At 71.8% G+C, this 16,486-nt stretch carries 14 protein-coding genes, 1 tRNA gene and 1 other RNA gene; 12 read left to right on the forward strand and 4 right to left on the reverse strand.

All coding sequences use genetic code 11. The features are described 5' to 3' along the window. Positions 1 to 7: 7 nt before the first annotated feature. Positions 8 to 1,030, reverse strand: a complete 1,023-nt coding sequence (locus FB455_RS13530; RefSeq protein ID WP_486481534.1) for an NsdA family TPR-like regulatory protein — start codon at positions 1,028 to 1,030, stop codon at positions 8 to 10. A gap of 511 nt (positions 1,031 to 1,541) precedes the next feature. Between FB455_RS13530 and FB455_RS13535 the strand changes: the two genes are divergently transcribed. Both FB455_RS13535 and FB455_RS13540 read left to right on the forward strand, forming a co-directional pair. Further along, complete coding sequence (locus tag FB455_RS13535) at positions 1,542 to 1,874, forward strand: YciI family protein (protein ID WP_030273827.1); 333 nt, start codon at positions 1,542 to 1,544, stop codon at positions 1,872 to 1,874. Beyond that, positions 1,871 to 3,091 (forward strand): RNA polymerase sigma factor, encoded by a 1,221-nt coding sequence (locus FB455_RS13540; protein ID WP_145753569.1) that lies wholly within the window; start codon positions 1,871 to 1,873, stop codon positions 3,089 to 3,091. The genes FB455_RS13535 and FB455_RS13540 overlap by 4 nt, the downstream gene beginning before the upstream one ends. 63 nt (positions 3,092 to 3,154) lie before the next feature. Here the strand turns inward: FB455_RS13540 and FB455_RS13545 are convergent. After that, a tRNA-Ser gene (locus FB455_RS13545) sits at positions 3,155 to 3,239 on the reverse strand. Positions 3,240 to 3,320: 81 nt separating this feature from the next. On the opposite strand from FB455_RS13545, the gene ffs reads away from it, so the two are divergent. From ffs to FB455_RS13590, 9 genes are all read left to right on the forward strand, one after another. Next, positions 3,321 to 3,410, forward strand: an RNA gene (ffs, locus tag FB455_RS13550) — signal recognition particle sRNA small type. Positions 3,411 to 3,517: 107 nt separating this feature from the next. Then, a complete protein-coding gene (locus FB455_RS13555) occupies positions 3,518 to 6,436 on the forward strand; it encodes a DNA polymerase III subunit gamma and tau (RefSeq protein WP_145753571.1) in 2,919 nt (972 codons plus the stop codon). Between the two features lie 108 nt (positions 6,437 to 6,544). After that, entirely contained in the window at positions 6,545 to 6,853 is a 309-nt protein-coding gene (locus tag FB455_RS13560; protein WP_013289051.1) for a YbaB/EbfC family nucleoid-associated protein, read from the forward strand. Positions 6,854 to 6,861: 8 nt separating this feature from the next. After that, positions 6,862 to 7,455: a recombination mediator RecR gene (recR, locus tag FB455_RS13565; protein ID WP_013289050.1), complete on the forward strand. Its 594-nt coding sequence runs from the start codon at positions 6,862 to 6,864 to the stop codon at positions 7,453 to 7,455. Positions 7,456 to 7,776: 321 nt separating this feature from the next. Then, positions 7,777 to 9,438 carry an ABC transporter substrate-binding protein gene (locus tag FB455_RS13570; protein WP_013474955.1) on the forward strand — a complete coding sequence of 554 codons (1,662 nt, stop codon included), beginning with the start codon at positions 7,777 to 7,779 and terminating at the stop codon, positions 9,436 to 9,438. Positions 9,439 to 9,516: 78 nt separating this feature from the next. Continuing rightward, positions 9,517 to 10,521 carry an ABC transporter permease gene (locus FB455_RS13575; protein ID WP_013289048.1) on the forward strand — a complete coding sequence of 335 codons (1,005 nt, stop codon included), beginning with the start codon at positions 9,517 to 9,519 and terminating at the stop codon, positions 10,519 to 10,521. Then, the gene (locus tag FB455_RS13580) at positions 10,518 to 11,486 is read left to right on the forward strand and encodes an ABC transporter permease (RefSeq protein WP_145753573.1); all 969 of its coding nucleotides are present in this window, start codon (positions 10,518 to 10,520) and stop codon (positions 11,484 to 11,486) included. Before FB455_RS13575 ends, FB455_RS13580 begins: the two co-directional genes overlap by 4 nt. A gap of 11 nt (positions 11,487 to 11,497) precedes the next feature. Further along, entirely contained in the window at positions 11,498 to 12,613 is a 1,116-nt protein-coding gene (locus FB455_RS13585; protein ID WP_030273817.1) for an ABC transporter ATP-binding protein, read from the forward strand. Then, a complete protein-coding gene (locus FB455_RS13590) occupies positions 12,610 to 13,713 on the forward strand; it encodes an ABC transporter ATP-binding protein (protein WP_013289045.1) in 1,104 nt (367 codons plus the stop codon). The genes FB455_RS13585 and FB455_RS13590 overlap by 4 nt, the downstream gene beginning before the upstream one ends. 53 nt (positions 13,714 to 13,766) lie before the next feature. Here the strand turns inward: FB455_RS13590 and FB455_RS13595 are convergent, their stop codons facing one another. Together FB455_RS13595 and FB455_RS13600 are read right to left on the reverse strand one after the other, a co-directional pair. After that, complete coding sequence (locus tag FB455_RS13595; protein ID WP_145753575.1) at positions 13,767 to 14,243, reverse strand: hypothetical protein; 477 nt, start codon at positions 14,241 to 14,243, stop codon at positions 13,767 to 13,769. After that, complete coding sequence (locus tag FB455_RS13600; protein ID WP_013289043.1) at positions 14,225 to 14,884, reverse strand: HNH endonuclease family protein; 660 nt, start codon at positions 14,882 to 14,884, stop codon at positions 14,225 to 14,227. The genes FB455_RS13595 and FB455_RS13600 overlap by 19 nt, the downstream gene beginning before the upstream one ends. Positions 14,885 to 14,992: 108 nt before the next feature. Between FB455_RS13600 and FB455_RS13605 the strand changes: the two genes are divergently transcribed. Beyond that, positions 14,993 to 16,438, forward strand: a complete 1,446-nt coding sequence (locus FB455_RS13605; protein ID WP_013289042.1) for an MFS transporter — start codon at positions 14,993 to 14,995, stop codon at positions 16,436 to 16,438. Positions 16,439 to 16,486: the final 48 nt, after the last annotated feature.

Genomic DNA, 16,486 nt, shown 5'->3' on the forward strand with positions numbered 1-16,486 from the left:
GCCGTCCTCACGCCGTCGGCAGCGGCAGCGCCACCCATCTCCGCTCCCGGATGGCGTCGCGAAGCCGGTCCAGAAGCTGTGGCACGTCCGGGCACCGGACGGCATGCGATCGCAGCAGCAGTGCGAGATGTCTGAGCTGGTCGAGGACAACGGCCGACCCCAGCCCGTGGGTGAGTTCGACGGTCTGGTGCGTCAGGTCGCACGCCTCCTCGATCCGGGCCTGCCCGACGAGCGCGGTGGCCAGGAGCATCCGGGCGAGCGCCTGACTCCGCACCCGGCCGCCCGGCCGCTCGGCGACGTTGCCGTTGAGGATGCGAAGAGCGGCCGTGACGTCACCGAGGCGAAGCAGGCAGCGCGCCGACTCGATGTCGAACGAGGTGCGGTCGAATGGACTCAGCCATTCGGTGGGTGCAGGTGCCGCCTCCGCGAAGGCGGACTCAGCCCGCTGAAGGGAAGCATGGCAGTCGGCGGTGAGACCCGCTGCGGCGAGGCCGCGTGCCTGCAAGGCGAAAAGACGGGCGCGTGCCAGAGCACCGGCCTCCTCTTGAGCGACAGCCCCGAGCCCGTCCCTGGCATGTGAGATCGCGGCCTCCGCGTTTCCGCCGTGGCAGGCGAGGTGGCTCAGGCTTCCGTGCACCTGCGCCACCAGCAGCGCGTCTCTGCTGTCGACGGCGAGCGCCAAGGCAGCAAGGAAATGCCGTCTACTCGTCGTGCTGTCCCCGGAATCGTGCGCCATCCAACCGGCCATCTCGCGCAGGGCAGCGGTCGCCATGAGTACCTGTGGCGACATGGCAGGAGGACCCGCCGGCCCGGAGAAGGCGGCAAGGTGCGTCAGTACGGTGCTGTAGAGGTTCTTGCCGCCGACCTGACGATCTGCGGACCGGAGTGCGCGGATCAGTTGAGGACCCACCTCCACGACATCGGCCGGCAGCGGGGTGTCGCCTGGTGCGGCCGGTAGTCGGAACCACAAGGTGTGCGCGGGTATCCGCAGCACGCGGGCCCAATGCGCCAGTCGGTCGAGGTGCACCACCTCCGGTCCGTTCTCGATGCGGCTCAGTTGCGCCTGCGTAATCCCGAACCAGCCAGCGACAGTGGTTTGGGGCAGCGGCTGTCGCCCGTGATAGGGATGGTGACGGTAGGCGCGGACAACGCGACCGAGGTGCCGATCCGCAAGCGCATGGCGAAGCGGTTCATGGGACCAGAAGCTGGGTGGAACGTCGGGAGCAGCGACGATGCGGTCCCGCTCCGCTCGTTGACAGGGAGCGCACCGTCCCGAGCCGTTGTCGGCAGCCAGGTTGGCGCCGCAACGCGCACACCTGCTTGGCCTTGATGCCGCGATCACTCACTTATTCAATCTGCTCAGTGAGTGTCGGTTATGCACGCAACGCATAACCGGCCATGACTCGGACGAGAGCTTTGACGTGCCACGTACGAGAATTGCGTGATCGACCTCGTCGGGGGCTGTCGGATCGGGGTGGCGGCGTTCGTAGCCGGGGTGACGGCGGCCCGGCCCGCGGCCGGCGAGAGTGAAAGAGGAACCGATGGCGCAGTACCTGATCTCCGTACTCGACGACACGACCGGCTCGGCCACCGACGCGGAGATGGCCGCGATCGGTGAGTTCAACGAGCGGTTGCGAGCCGACGGCCACTGGGTCTTCGCCGGTGGGCTCGCGGCGCCGGAGACGGCCACGGTCGTGGACGCGCGAGGCGGGAGTCCGCTGCTCACCGACGGGCCCTACCTGGAGACGAAGGAGTACGTAGGCGGGTTCTGGATCATCGAGGCGCCGGACTTCGACGTGGCGCTGCCGCTCGCCGCGCTGGCGTCGCAGCGGTGCAACAGGCGGGTCGAGCTGCGGCCGTTCCTGGGCGCGTGACCGACGTCGGCGAGGCGCTCACCCGGGTCCACCGCGAGGAGTGGGCCCGGGTCGTAGCCACGCTCGCCCGGCGCATCGGCGATCTCGACGTCGCAGAGGAGATGACAGCCGAGGCGTTCGCCGCCGCCGTCGAGCGGTGGTCGGCCGACGGCGTACCGCCGAATCCCGGCGCGTGGCTCACCACCACCGCGTACCGCAGGGCCGTCGACCGGATCCGGCGCGAGAGCCGGCGGGAGGACAAGCACCGGGAGGCGATGATGCTGGCCGACGTGCCGGAACCGCTCGGTGTCATCGACGACGACCGGCTCCGCCTGATCTTCACCTGCTGCCACCCGGCGCTGGCCATGGAGGCGCGGGTGGCGCTGACGCTGCGCCTGGTCGGCGGGCTCACAGTGCCCGAGATCGCGCGGGCCTACCTGGTCCAGGAGGCCGCCATGAGCAGGCGGATCACCCGGGCCAAGACGAAGATCAAGGCGGCCGGGATCCCGTACCGGGTGCCGTCCCGCGAGGACCTCCCGGCCCGGGTCACCGGCGTGCTCGCCATTCTCTACCTGATCTTCAACGAGGGCTACCTCGCCTCCGACCCGGGCAAGGAGGCGGTCCGCGCCGACCTGACCGCCGAGGCGATCCGGCTCACCCGGCTGGTCCGCACGCTGATGCCCGACGACCACGAGGCCACCGGACTTCTGGCGCTGATGCTGCTCGCCGAGGCGCGCCGGCCCGCCCGGGTCTCCGCGACGGGCGAACTCGTCGTCCTCGCCGAGCAGGACCGCAGCGCCTGGGACCGCGACCTCATCGCCGAGGGGCACGCCCTGGTCCGCGCGTGCATCGCCGCCGGACGGCCGCCGGGCCGCTACCAGATCCTCGCCGCCATAAACGCCGTCCACACCGACGCCCGCGACACGCGGGACACCGACTGGGCGCAGATCGCCGCGCTCTACGACCATCTGGTACGCGTCGACCCGTCGCCGATCGTGCGGCTCAACCGGGCGGTGGCGGTCGCCGAGTTGGACGGGCCGCAGGTGGCGCTGGCGGAGGTGGACGGGTTGCCGCTGGAGGGCTATCACGCGTACCACGCGACGCGTGCCGAGCTGTTGCGCCGGATGGGGCGAGGTGGGGAGGCGCGGGCGGCGTACGACCGGGCGATCGAGTTGGCCGGGAACAGCGCGGAGACGGCTTATCTGAAGCGGCGGCGGGACCAGTTGGGCGGCCGGTGAGTCTCGCCGCGCAGTACGACTCAGGGCCGGTCCCGTGCGGGAGCCGACCCTGTCGCCTGCGAGCGGAGGATACGAGATTCGAACTCGTGAGGGTGTGAACCCAACACGCTTTCCAAGCGTGCGCCCTAGGCCTCTAGGCGAATCCTCCGCGAGCCAGGATACAGGTCTCCCGACGGCGGGCCACCCCACCCTCCCGGAAGATCCACAACCCTTCGGGTAGGCTTGGCGTCACCTCCCGTGCGGCGGTACCTCGTGAACCTCCCCAGGGCCGGAAGGCAGCAAGGATAAGCGAGCTCTGCCGGGTGCACGGGAGGCCTTTCTGTCTCCCGGGCCGGGTAACGTCGCTGCGGGTCGGGTCACGGGGTGGTGGGTGGTCACCCGGGGCCGACCGGCGCAGAATGGCTCGGTCGAGAGGAGGCGGGACGGGTGGCACTGGCCCTTTACCGCAAGTACCGGCCGCGGACGTTCGCCGAGATGATCGGCCAGGAGCAGGTCACCGAGCCGCTGTCGCAGGCGCTGCGCAGCGGGCGGCTCAACCACGCCTACCTCTTCTCCGGTCCGCGGGGCTGCGGCAAGACCTCCAGCGCCCGGATCCTGGCCCGCTCCCTCAACTGCGAGCAGGGCCCCACCCCCGAGCCGTGCGGGCAGTGTGACTCGTGCCGCGGGCTGGCTCCCGACGGCGGCGGCTCGATCGACGTCATCGAGATCGACGCGGCCAGCCACGGTGGTGTCGACGACGCCCGTGAGCTGCGCGAGAAGGCGTTCTTCGCCCCGGCCCGCAGCCGCTTCAAGATCTACATCATCGACGAGGCGCACATGGTCTCGTCGGCCGGCTTCAACGCGCTGCTCAAGCTGGTCGAGGAGCCCCCTGAGTACGTCAAGTTCATCTTCGCCACCACCGAACCGGAGAAGGTCCTCGGCACGATCAAGTCGCGGACCCACCACTACCCGTTCCGGCTGTTCCCGCCGAAGGTGGTCCGCCCCTACCTCGAACAGCTCTGCGAGGCGGAGGGCGTCAAGGTCGAGCCGGCGGTCTTCCCGCTGGTGGTGCGCGCCGGCGGGGGCAGCATGCGCGACAGCCTCTCCGTGCTCGACCAGCTCATCGCGGGCGCCGGCCCGGAGGGCGTCGGCTACGCCCGGGCCGCCGCGCTGCTCGGTGTCACCGACGCCGCGCTGATCGACGAGATGTGCGACGCGCTCGCCGCCGGTGACGGCGCCGCCGCGTACGCCACCGTCGACCGGGTCGCCGAGGCCGGGCACGACTCGCGCCGCTTCGCCTCCGACCTGCTGGAGCGCCTCCGCGACCTGATCGTCCTGCAGCAGGTGCCTGATGCCGCGGCCAGGGGCCTCATCGACGGCCCGGCCGACCAGATCGAGCGGATGGCCGCCCAGGCGCAGCGCCTCGGCCCGGCCACGCTGTCGCGCTGCGCCGACATCGTGCACAACGGCCTGGTCGAGATGCGCGGCACCACGGCGCCCCGGCTGCTGCTGGAACTGATCTGCGCGCGCATGCTCCTGCCCGGCGCGGACGACTCGTCCGGCGGCCTGCTCCAGCGCCTGGAGCGGATGGAGCGCCGGCTGACGCTCGGGGGCGCCGAGCTGCCGCCGGCCGCCGCCGACCCCGCGCACCCCAACCAGACCCAGGGGGTACGCCCGGCGGCTCCCGCCCCGGGCGCGGCTGCCGCCGCGGTCCACGCGGATTCCGCCGGCACGCCGGCGGCTGCCGGCGCCCCGACCGGCGCCGCCGCCGCACGTGCCGCTGCCGCCGCTGCGGTGGGCGCCCGGAACGCCGCACCCGGTTCCCGTCCGGCTCCCGCCGGGACGGAGCCGGCAGGCGACCCGGAGGCTGCTTCCCCCGCCCCGGCCGCTCCCGAGCGAGCCGCCGTCGATCCGGCCGCTTCCGGCTCGCCCGCTGCCGCCTCTGATGCTCCCGCCGCTGTCCGACGTCCGGTACCGCCGTCCGCTGTGATGCCCGACCCGGCCACGCCCGAGCCGCCCCGCCCCGGCGCGGCGAATCCCGGCGCGCTCGACGCGGTCGCGGTGCGCCGCGTGTGGCCCGAGGTGGTCGGCAAGGTCAACCGCAGCAACAAGCGGATCGCCGCGCTGATGCGGGACGCGGTGGTACGCGACCTGGACGGCGACACGCTCGTGCTGACCGTGAAGTCGACGGTGCTGGCGAAGATGATGGCCGACCACGCCGCAGTGCTGACCGACGCGCTCTACGAGGAACTGGGCGGTCGCTGGCAGATCCGCTGCGAGGTGGCGGGCGAGCGTGGCGCGTCCTCGCTCGGCGGCCCGTCCCGTCCGTCCGGTGCGAGCCGCGCGCAGGCCGACGCCGCACCAGGCCGCAACGCGCCCGAGAGCGCCCCGGCCCGCCCGGCGGCCGCCCCGCCCGGCCCGGCGTCCGACACCGGGTCCGGTCGCCCGGATTCCGGGGCGGTAGGTACTGCTCAGGGCCGTCCGGACGCCGACGCGGCCGATGCGGGACCGAGCCGTCCGGGCTACGACTCCGGACTCAACCGTCCCGGCTCCGACGCGGGACCGGGCCGCCCGGGTTCGGCCCACGCCGGGCCAGGCCGTCCTGACTCCGGTGTCGCCGGACGTCCGGCAACCGACGCCGTCGGCGGCGCCCCGGGACAGCCGGTGTCCGGCTCGGGCAGCGCCACGGGCAGCCGAGCCACTGGCAACCCGGCCACTGGTAGCCAGGCCGGGGGGCCGGCGGGCCGGGCAGGCGCGGGTTCGCCCGACGCCTCGCACCGTTCGACGGCGACCCCTGCGGCAGACCAGACCGAGGAGGACTGGCCGGAGCCGGCCCGACCCGGTGGCACGGCCTCGGCCACCGGCACCGCCTCGGCGGCGAGCGGCGGCGACGGGGAGGACTGGCCGGCGGCGGCCCGTCCGGGCGGGGGCACGGCTACCGCTACCGCGCCTGTCGTCGTACCCAAGCCTGCTGCACCTGCGGCGGTGCCGGCGCCTGCCGGTGGGCCGAGGTCGGCGGGCGGCGGGGCGAAGAACAGCGCGATCGCGGCGGCGCGTGCGGCCGCGGCGGCTGCTGCTGCGGGCGGTGGTCCCGGCAAGGGGCCGCGCGCGGCGCAGCCGGCGCGGAAGACGGCCGATGCCGAGTGGGCGGGCGAGCCGCCCTACGACCCGGACTTCGACGGCCCGGTGCGAGGTGGCGGCGCGCCTGCGGCGGCACCCGCCTACGAGGGATTCGACCCGGGCGACGAGCCGCTGGACGACGTGATCGACGAGCGGACCGCCCGGCAGTCGAGCGAGGAGCAGGCGGTGCAGTTGCTGCGCGAGACGTTCGGCGCGGAGAAGATCGACGAGGTGGACGCGCGCTGAGCGCGCGCCGACCGCGATTCAGCGGTGCCGTGGCCCGACTAGGCTGGGCGCGGCCGAGCAGACGAGTGGAAGAAGGAGCGGTCCGTGCGCCCAGGTGGACAGCCGAACATGCAGCAGATGCTGAAGCAGGCGCAGAAGATGCAGCAGCAGATCGCCAAGGCCCAGGCCGAGCTGGCCGAGGCGGAGCTGACCGGCACCGCCGGCGGGGGCCTGGTCACCGCGACGGTCGCCGGTACCGGTGAGCTGAAGGCGATCAAGATCGACCCGAAGGCGGTCGACCCGGAGGACGTCGAGACGCTGGAGGACCTGGTGGTCGCGGCCGTGCACAACGCCGCCGAGGCGGCCCGCGAGCTGACCGAGAAGAAGATGGGCCCGGTCGCGGGCGGCATGGGCGGCCTCGGCCTGTCCGGGTTCTGAGCCGGCAGATGTACGAGGGTGCCATCCAGGATCTGATCGACGAGCTGGGCCGGTTGCCGGGCGTGGGCCCGAAGAGCGCCCAGCGGATCGCGTTCCACGTGCTGTCGGCGGATCCGGCCGACGTCAACCGGCTGGCCGGCGCGCTGCGCAAGGTCAAGGACCTGGTCCGGTTCTGCACGACCTGCTACAACGTGGCGGAGTCGGAGCAGTGCCGCATCTGCCGCGACCCACGGCGTACCGACGAGGTGCTCTGTGTGGTCGAGGAGCCGAAGGACGTGGTGGCGATCGAGCGGACCGGCGAGTTCCGCGGGCGCTACCACGTGCTCGGCGGCGCGATCAATCCGCTGGAGGGCATCGGCCCGGACAACCTGCGGATCCGTGAGCTGATGACCCGCCTCGGCGGCGGCGAGGTCCGCGAGCTGATCCTCGCCACCGACCCGAACACCGAGGGCGAGGCGACCGCCACCTATCTGGCGCTGATGGTCAAGCCGATGGGGATCGCTGTGACCCGGCTCGCGAGTGGACTGCCGGTCGGCGGCGACCTGGAGTACGCCGACGAGATCACGCTGGGCCGGGCCTTCGAGGGCCGACGGGCCGTCTGAATCCAGTCGTGCCGCCTCCGGCGGGTGCCCTGCGGGTGCCCGCCGGACGTGTCTCCGGGCCGGAACGGGATGCTCGTCGATCTAACAGGAACGTGCGTCCGGGACCGGATCGACGTAATAAATTCGGCCTTCTAGCCGACGAAACATCGGAAACGCAAGGGATTCTCCTTCGATTCGTATGCCTCGTTGCGGAACAGACACGATTCGATACCAACCCGCCCCCCGCCCGTTTCCGCGCCGTCCACCCGAGGGCTAAGGTCTGCGCACATCGGTGACCCTGTCACCACGTTGTCCGTACCCCCAAGGACGAGGTGAAGCACCATGCGTGCATCCAGGCCGAAGGTCGCAATCGCGGCCATCGCGGTCGCGGCCCTCGCGGTTGCAGGCTGCGCCGAGAGCGACCGTGAGAGTGGCTCCGGAGATAGCAAGAAGGACACCCTCGTCTTCGGCGTCGCCGGAGACCCGAAGGTGCTCGACCCCAGCTTCGCCAGCGACGGTGAGTCGCTGCGCGTGGCGCGCCAGGTCTTCGAGACCCTGGTCCGTCCGGAGGAGGGCGGCACCAAGGTGACGCCGGGCCTCGCCGAGTCCTGGACGCCGGATGCGGCGGGCACGACCTGGACGTTCAAGCTCCGCTCGGGCGTCAAGTTCCACGACGGCACCGACTTCAACGCCGAGGCCGTCTGCGCCAACTTCAACCGCTGGTACAACGCCAAGGGCCTCATGCAGAGCCCGGACGTGACCGCGTACTGGCAGGACGTCATGGGCGGGTTCGCCAAGAACGAGAACCCGGACCTGCCGCCGAGCCTCTTCAAGTCCTGCACCGCCAAGGACGCCACCACTGTGGACCTGGCGTTCACCCGGGTCTCCAGCAAGATCCCGGCCGCGCTCATGCTGCCGTCGTTCTCGATCCAGAGCCCCAAGGCGATGGAGCAGTACGACGCCAGCAACGTGACCGGCACGGCCGAGGACATCAAGTACCCCGCGTACGCGATGGAGCACCCGACCGGCACCGGCCCGTTCAAGTTCAAGGCGTGGGACATCGCGAACAAGTCGCTCACCATCGAGCGCAACGACGACTACTACGGCGACAAGGCCAAGCTGAAGACCATCATCTTCAAGACGATCTCGGACGAGAACGCCCGCAAGCAGGCGCTCCGCTCGGGTGACATCCAGGGCTACGACCTGGTCGGCCCGGCGGACGTGGAGCCGCTGAAGAAGGAGGGCTTCAACGTCCTCACCCGGCCCGCCTTCAACATCCTCTACCTGGCGATCAACCAGAAGGGGAACCCGAAGCTGGCCGACCTGAAGGTCCGGCAGGCCATCGCGCACGCGCTGAACCGGCAGGCCCTGGTCGACTCGAAGCTGCCCCCGGGCGCCAAGGTCGCGATGAACTTCTTCCCGGACACCGTCGAGGGCTGGAACGGCGACGTCACCAAGTACGACTACAACCCGGAGAAGGCCAAGCAGCTGCTGGCCGAGGCCGGCGCGTCGAACCTGACGCTGAAGTTCCACTACCCGACCGAGGTCACCCGGCCGTACATGCCGAACCCGAAGGACATCTTCGAGCTGCTCTCGGCGGACCTCAAGGCGGTCGGCATCAACGTCCAGGCCATCCCGCTGAAGTGGAGCCCGGACTACCTCAACGCCACCACCTCCGGCAACAAGCACGACCTGCACTTCCTCGGCTGGACCGGTGACTACGGCGACGCGTACAACTTCATCGGCACCTTCTTCGACCGCCCGAAGGACGAGTGGGGCTTCAACAACCCCCAGCTCTTCGCGCAGTTCAAGGACGCCGACACCACCGCCGACGCGGCGGCCCGTACGGAGAAGTACAAGGCACTGAACAAGACGATCATGGACTTCCTGCCGGGCGTGCCGATCTCGCACTCCCCGCCGGCGATCGTGTTCGGCAAGGACGTGACCGGGATCAAGGCGAGCCCGCTCACCGACGAGCGGTACGCGACCGCAGAGTTCAAGTGATCTGAAGGCACCGTACGCGGGCGGGCGCTGTGACCACAGCGCCCGCCCGCACCCCTCCGCACACCCTCCGAGGCGCCCGTGTTCCGGTTCATCATCAGACGCCTGCTACAGCTGATACCCACGCTGTTCGGGCTCTCCGTCCTGCTGTTCATCTGGCTCCACCGACTTCCCGGCGGGCCCGAGACCGCGATCCTCGGAGAACGGGGGACGCCCGAGACGCGCGCCGCCATCCGGCGCAACCTCGGCCTCGACGAGCCGATCCTGGTCCAGTACGCCCGCTTCCTGCGGCGGATGATCCGGCTCGACCTGGGCACCTCGACCGGTACGAAGCGGGCCGTCACCACGGAGTTCGTGGAGCGGTTCCCCGGCACCGTCGAGCTGACCGTCATGGCCATGATCCTCGCGGTCGGCATCGGCATCCCGCTCGGCTACCTGGCCGCCCGCCGCCGCGGCCGGTTCCTCGACCACGCCTCGGTCGGCGGATCGCTCATCGGCATCTGCATCCCGGTCTTCTTCCTGGCGTACGTGCTCAAGGCGATCTTCGCGGAGAACCTGGGCTGGTTCCCCTCCAGCGGCCGGCAGGACCCGACCATCGGGGCGACCCGGGTCACCAACTTCTTCGTCCTCGACGGGCTCATGACCCGCGAGTGGGACGCCGCCGCCGACGCGCTCTGGCACCTCGTGCTGCCGGGCATCGCGCTCGCCAGCATCCCGCTCGCGATCATCGTCCGGATCACCCGGGCCAGCGTGCTGGAGGTGCTAAACGAGGACTTCGTCCGGACCGCCGAGGCCAAGGGCCTGACCGAGCGGACCGTCCGCCGCCGGCACGTGCTGCGCAACGCCATGCTGCCGGTGGCCACCTCGATCGGTCTCCAGACCGGTCTCCTGCTCTCCGGCGCCGTGCTCACCGAGACCGTGTTCGCGTTCAGCGGCATCGGCGCGTTCGTCGCCGAGTCGATCAGTCAGCGCGACTACCCGGTGCTGATGGGCTTCATCATGATCATTGCGGTGGTGTACGTGCTGGTGAATCTCCTGGTCGACCTCTCCTACAGCGTGATCGACCCGAGGGTGAGGGTGCGATGACCATCACCGGTGGCAAGAAGCGCGAGAAGATCGACCGGCTCGCCGAGCTGTCCGCCCGCGAGGACGAGCAGGGGGTGAGCCTCTGGAAGGAGGCGTTCCGCCGGCTGCGGCGCAACCCGGCGGCGGTCATCGGCATGGTCATCCTGGCGGTCTTCGTCCTGGTCGCGGTGATCGGGCCGTTCCTCGTCCCGTACAGCCCGACGGACTCCATCGGCATCCGCGAAGGGCTGGTCAAGTCCGGCCAGGGCATCATCCCGGGCGTCTCCGCCGACCACTGGCTCGGCTTCGACCACCAGGGCCGGGACGAGTTCAGCCGGCTCATCGTCGGCGCCCGGCAGACGCTGCTCGTCGGCGTGGTCTCCACCCTGATCGGCCTCGCGGTCGGCGCGCTGATCGGCGGCGTCGCCGGTGCCGCGGCCGGTCTCGGCGGGCGCTGGGGCCGCTGGATCGACACCACCCTGATGCGCTTCATCGACATGCTGCTGGCCATGCCGAGCCTGCTGCTCGCGGTGAGCATCGCGGCGCTGCTCGGCGCCAGCCTCACCACCGTGATGATCGCTGTCGGTGTGGTGTCGGTGCCGATCTTCGCCCGGCTGCTGCGCGGCTCGATGATCGCCCAGTCCAACAGCGACTACGTGCTGGCCGCGACGTCGCTCGGCGTGAAGCGGTCCAAGATCGCCCTCACCCACGTGGTGCCGAACTCGATCGCCCCGGTCATCGTGCAGGCCACGCTGACGCTGGCGACCGCGATCATCGAGGCGGCTGCGCTGTCCTTCCTCGGTCTCGGCAACCCCGACTCGGCCATCCCGGAGTGGGGCGTCATGCTCGCCGACGCGCAGCCGTACCTGGGCATCCGGCCCGGCCTGGCGATCTATCCGGCGCTCGGCATCATCATCACCGCGCTCGGGTTCACCCTGCTCGGTGAGGCGATGCGCGAGGCCCTCGATCCAAAGCTGCGGAAGTAGGTCAGTCAGTCATGGCACTGCTCGAAGTGGACGACCTCTCCGTCACGTTCGCCCGTCGTGGGCAGCGCACCGTGCACGCGGTGGACGGGGTGTCCTTCTCGGTCGACGCCGGCGAGGTGGTCGGCCTGGTCGGCGAGTCCGGCTGCGGCAAGAGCGTCACGTCGCTGGCCATCATGGGCCTGCTGCCCAAGCAGCCGGGCCTGCGCGTGGGCGGCAAGGCGGTCTTCGACGGCACCGACCTGCTCCAGCTCGACGACCGGTCCCGCCGCGACATCCGTGGCCGGGACGTGGCGATGATCTTCCAGGACCCGCTGTCCTCGCTGAACCCGGTCATCCCGATCGGGCTCCAGGTGACCGAGGTGCTGGCCCGGCACCGGGGCATGAAGGGCGAGGCGGCCACCAAGGAGGCGGCCGCCCTGCTCGACCGGGTGGGCATCCCGGACCCGCGGCGGCGGCTCAAGGAGTACCCGCACCAGCTCTCCGGCGGCATGCGGCAGCGGGCGCTGATCGCCATGGCTGTCGCCTGCCAGCCCCGGCTGCTGATCGCCGACGAGCCGACCACCGCGCTCGACGTCACCATCCAGGCGCAGATCCTGGAGCTGCTCAAGGACCTGGTCCGGGACTCCGGCACCGCACTGGTGATGATCACTCACGACCTCGGCGTGGTGGCCGGCATGTGCGACACCATCAACGTGCTCTACGCCGGCCGGGTGGTGGAGACGGCCACCCGTCGTCCGCTGTTCCGCCAGCCCCGGCACCCGTACACCGAGGGGTTGCTCGGTTCGGTGCCGCGCCTGGACGCCGGCCGCGGCGAACGGCTGAACCCCATCCCCGGCTCGGTGCGCGACGTGCTGCCCTGGCCGGACGGCTGCGCGTTCGCCCCGCGCTGCGCCCGCCGCGTCGACGCGTGTGTGGGCGAGCCGCCGGAGCTGGTGCTGACCCACGACGCGCGCAGCTACCGCTGCGTCAACCCGGTGCCGGTCCCCGGCCTGACCCCGGAGGCGGACGCCCGCGCGACCGCGCCGACGACCGCCGAACCGGGTGCGGTGCCGGCCCAGGCCGAGCCGGCCGACCCGCCCGCCGTGCCCGGCTTCGGACCGGCTCCGCGCGAGGAGGAGACCCCATGAGCGACAACGACATCCTCGTCGAGGTCCGCGATCTGAAGGTGCACTTCCCGATCCGCCGGGGCGTGATCTTCGACCGCACGGTCGGGCACGTCAAGGCGGTCGACGGGGTCGACCTGAGCATCCCGCGCGGCAAGACGTACGGGCTGGTGGGCGAGTCGGGCTGCGGCAAGTCCACGCTCGGCCGGGCGCTGCTCCAGCTCAACCCGCCGACCAGCGGCGAGGTGAAGTTCGACGGCGTCGAGCTGACCACGCTCCCCGCCGGCAAACTGCGCGCGATGCGCCGCCGGATGCAGATGATCTTCCAGGATCCGATGTCCAGCCTGGACCCCCGGCAGAACGTCGAGTCGATCCTGACCGAGGGCCTCCAGACCCACGGCATCGGCGCGAACCGGGACGACCGGCGGCGGATCATCGGCGAGACGCTCGACGCGGTGGGCCTGCCGAAGTGGGCGCTGTCCCGCTACCCGCACGAGTTCTCCGGCGGCCAGCGCCAGCGCATCGGCATCGCCCGCGCGCTGGTCCTCGGCCCGGAGCTGATCGTCGCCGACGAGCCGGTCTCCGCGCTGGACGTCTCGATCCAGGCGCAGGTGGTGAACCTGCTCGACGAACTCCAGGACAGCCTCGGCCTGACCTACCTGGTCATCGCGCACGACCTGGCCGTGGTGCGGCACATCTCCGACATCGTCGGCGTGATGTACCTGGGCGCGCTGGTGGAGGAGGCGCCGAGCGACCGGCTCTACACCGAGCCGCTGCACCCGTACACCCGGGCGCTGATGTCGGCGGTGCCGGTGCCGGACCCGGACGTGGAGGACCGGCGCGAGCGCATCCTCCTCGCCGGTGACCTGCCGTCGCCGGCCAACCCGCCGTCGGGCTGCCGGTTCCACACCCGCTGCCCGTGGGCGCAGCCGACCCGCTGCGCCGACGAGCGGCCGGAGCTGCGCCAGATCGGCGCCAGCCGGGTGGCCTGCCACTGGGCCGAGAAGATCGCCGCCGGTGAGCTGCGCCCGCACGAGGTGACCGCGAAGATCACCCGGCCGGAGGGTGAGGGCGAGGAGCCGGGCGTGGTCTCCGCGCCCAGCGAGCCCGGATCGTACGTCTGACACGACGAAGCGCGCCCCCACCCGGGCCGGGTGGGGGCGCGCCTTGTCGTCGGTCAGCCCTCGGGGCGGTTGAGCAGGCCCACCGCGATCGTGTGCACGGCGTCGAGCGCGGCCGGGTCGGCCAGCGGCGCGGAACCGCCGGTGACCGCGTACCACTCGTCGGCGTCCTTGTACTGCACCCGCAGCGTCACCCGGCCGTCGGCGTGCTCGGTGCGCAGCGTCAACTCGCCGGTCACCACGCCCACCTCGTCGGTCATGACCCCGCCCGGACCTGCGGTGATGTCCGAGGTGCGGTCCGCCGGTCCGCCCGGTGCGCCCCCGGCCGGTCCGCCCGGTGCGCCCCCGGCCGGTGCGCCCGGCACCGCGTCGGCGGCCATGCCCGCCCCGGCGACGTCCGCGGACGCCGGCTGCCGGCCGTCCGCCGTCATCCCGGCCGAGGCCGGACCCGCCGGTGCCGACTCCGGGGCCGGTACGGCGTCTGCCTCCGGCGCCGGTGTGGCGTCCGGCCCGGTCACGGTTTGCTCGCCCATGTGCAGCCCTCCAGCATGTCGGTGAGAGCGGCCTTCTCGGCACTTGTCACAGTCAGCCGCCAGTAGTGCTTGACCGTCACCCAGTCCGCCGCGTACTGACACCAGGACGACCGGTTCGGCGGCTTCCACTGGGACGGATCCTGGTCACCCTTTGCCCGGTTGGACCGCGCCGAAACCGCGATGAGCTGCGGCCGCGTCAGGTCGTTGGCGAAGTCGCCGCGCTTCGAGTCGTCCCACTCGTCCGCGCCCGAACGCCACGCGGCGGCCAGCGGCACGGTGTGGTCGATGTCCACGTCCGACGGATCGTTGAGCACCACACCGTCGTAGACGCTCTCCCACCGGCCGCCCACCACGTTGCAGCCGGACAGCTTGATGCCCTCGCCGTCGCGCTGCAGCACGCTGTCGCGGACGTCGCAGTTCTTGCCGGTGTCCCGCCAGTGCGGGAAGCGGGAGCGGCTGTAGCCCTTCATCGACCCGGCGGTGGCCACTGTCAGCTCACCGAGCTGCTTGTTGACGTTCCCGGTGGCACTGGGCGGCGCCTCCGGCTCGGTGACCGACACGTCGCAGCCGGCCACGCCGAGGGCGAGCACCGCGCTCAGCGCGGCCGCCAGCCCGGCTCGGGCTCCTGATCTCGTACGCACAGACGACACCTCTCCAGCTTGCGTGCTCCGGGCGAGTCCGCACAGTACCCGGCGGCGGTTTCCGCGATTCGTGGCGTCGACGGTGGGCGGCGGGCAGAGTGGTGAGACGTGACCGCACCCGCTCCCGCGCTGCGTACCGGCTCCGCCGCCGGACGCGGCACGCTGCTCGCCGCGATCCTCGCCTCCGGCATGGTGTTCCTGGACAGCACTGTCGTCAACGTCGCGCTGCCGCGGCTCGGCGCCGAACTGGACGCCACAGTCGCCGGTCTTCAGTGGACCGTGAACGGCTACCTGCTCATGCTCGCCGCGTTCGTGCTGCTCGGCGGCGCGCTCGGGGACCGGTTCGGCAGGCGGCGCGTCTTCCTGCTCGGCGTGGTCTGGTTCGCTGTGGCGTCGGTGCTCTGCGGGCTGGCCCAGGACACCGGCTGGCTCGTCGCCGCCCGGTTCCTCCAGGGCGCGGGCGGGGCGCTGCTCACCCCCGGGTCGCTGTCCGTGCTCCAGGCCAGCTTCCACCCGGACGACCGGGGCCGGGCCATCGGCACCTGGTCCGGGCTGTCCGGTGTGTCCACCGCGCTCGGTCCGCTGCTCGGCGGCTGGCTGATCGACACGCTCTCCTGGCGGTGGATCTTCTTCGTCAACCTGCCGCTGGCCGTCGGCGTGGTGCTCGCCGCGCTGCGCTGGGTGCCGGAGAGCCGGGACGAGGAGGTCTCGCGTACCGGAGGCGGGCGGCGGCGGTTCGACGTGGCGGGCGCGCTGCTCGGCGCGCTCGCGCTCGGCGGTGTCACGTACGCGCTCATCGACGCCCCGGCGCGCGGCCTGGACTCCCCGGCGGTGCTGGTCGCGGCGGTGCTCGGGGTGGTCGCCGTGGTGGTCTTCGTGCTGGTCGAGCGGCGGCGCGGCGACACCGCGATGCTGCCCACCGGGCTGTTCTCCAGCCGGCTGTTCTCCGTGCTGAACGTCTTCACAGTCGTCGTGTACGCGGCGCTCGGCGGGTTCACCTTCTTCCTCGCCGTCTACCTGCAGAACGTGGTCGGCTGGTCGGCGCTGCTCACCGGCCTGGCCACAGTGCCGATGACTGTGCTGCTGCTGGTCGGCTCGCCGCGCGCGGGCGCGCTGTCGGCCCGCATCGGCCCCCGGCTGCCGCTCACCGTCGGCCCGGTGATCGCCGCCGTGGGTCTGCTGCTGTTGCGCCGGGTCGGGCCTGGTGCGTCGTACTGGGTGGACGTGCTGCCGGGCGTGGCGCTGTTCGGCGCCGGGCTCACGCTCGTGGTGGCGCCGCTGACCACGTCGGTGCTCGGTGCCGTCTCGGACCGGTTCGCCGGGGTGGCGAGCGGCTTCAACAACGCCGCGTCCCGGGCCGGTGGTCTGCTCGCGGTGGCCGCGTTGCCGCTGCTGGTGGGGCTGTCGGGCACCGGGTACGAGCAGAAGGGCGCGCTTGCCGATGCGTACCGGGGGGCGTTGGCGTGGTGCGCGGGGCTGCTGCTGGCCGGCGCGGTGCTCGCCGCCGTGCTGATCCACCGCCCCCGGCGGGGGGAAGGAAGGGCCCCTTCTTAACGCCTCCGGTAGAGGAAGGGCCCCTTGTTAACACTCGGGCCGATTCGG

The sequence above is a fragment of the Micromonospora sp. CNZ296 genome (genome assembly GCF_007827635.1).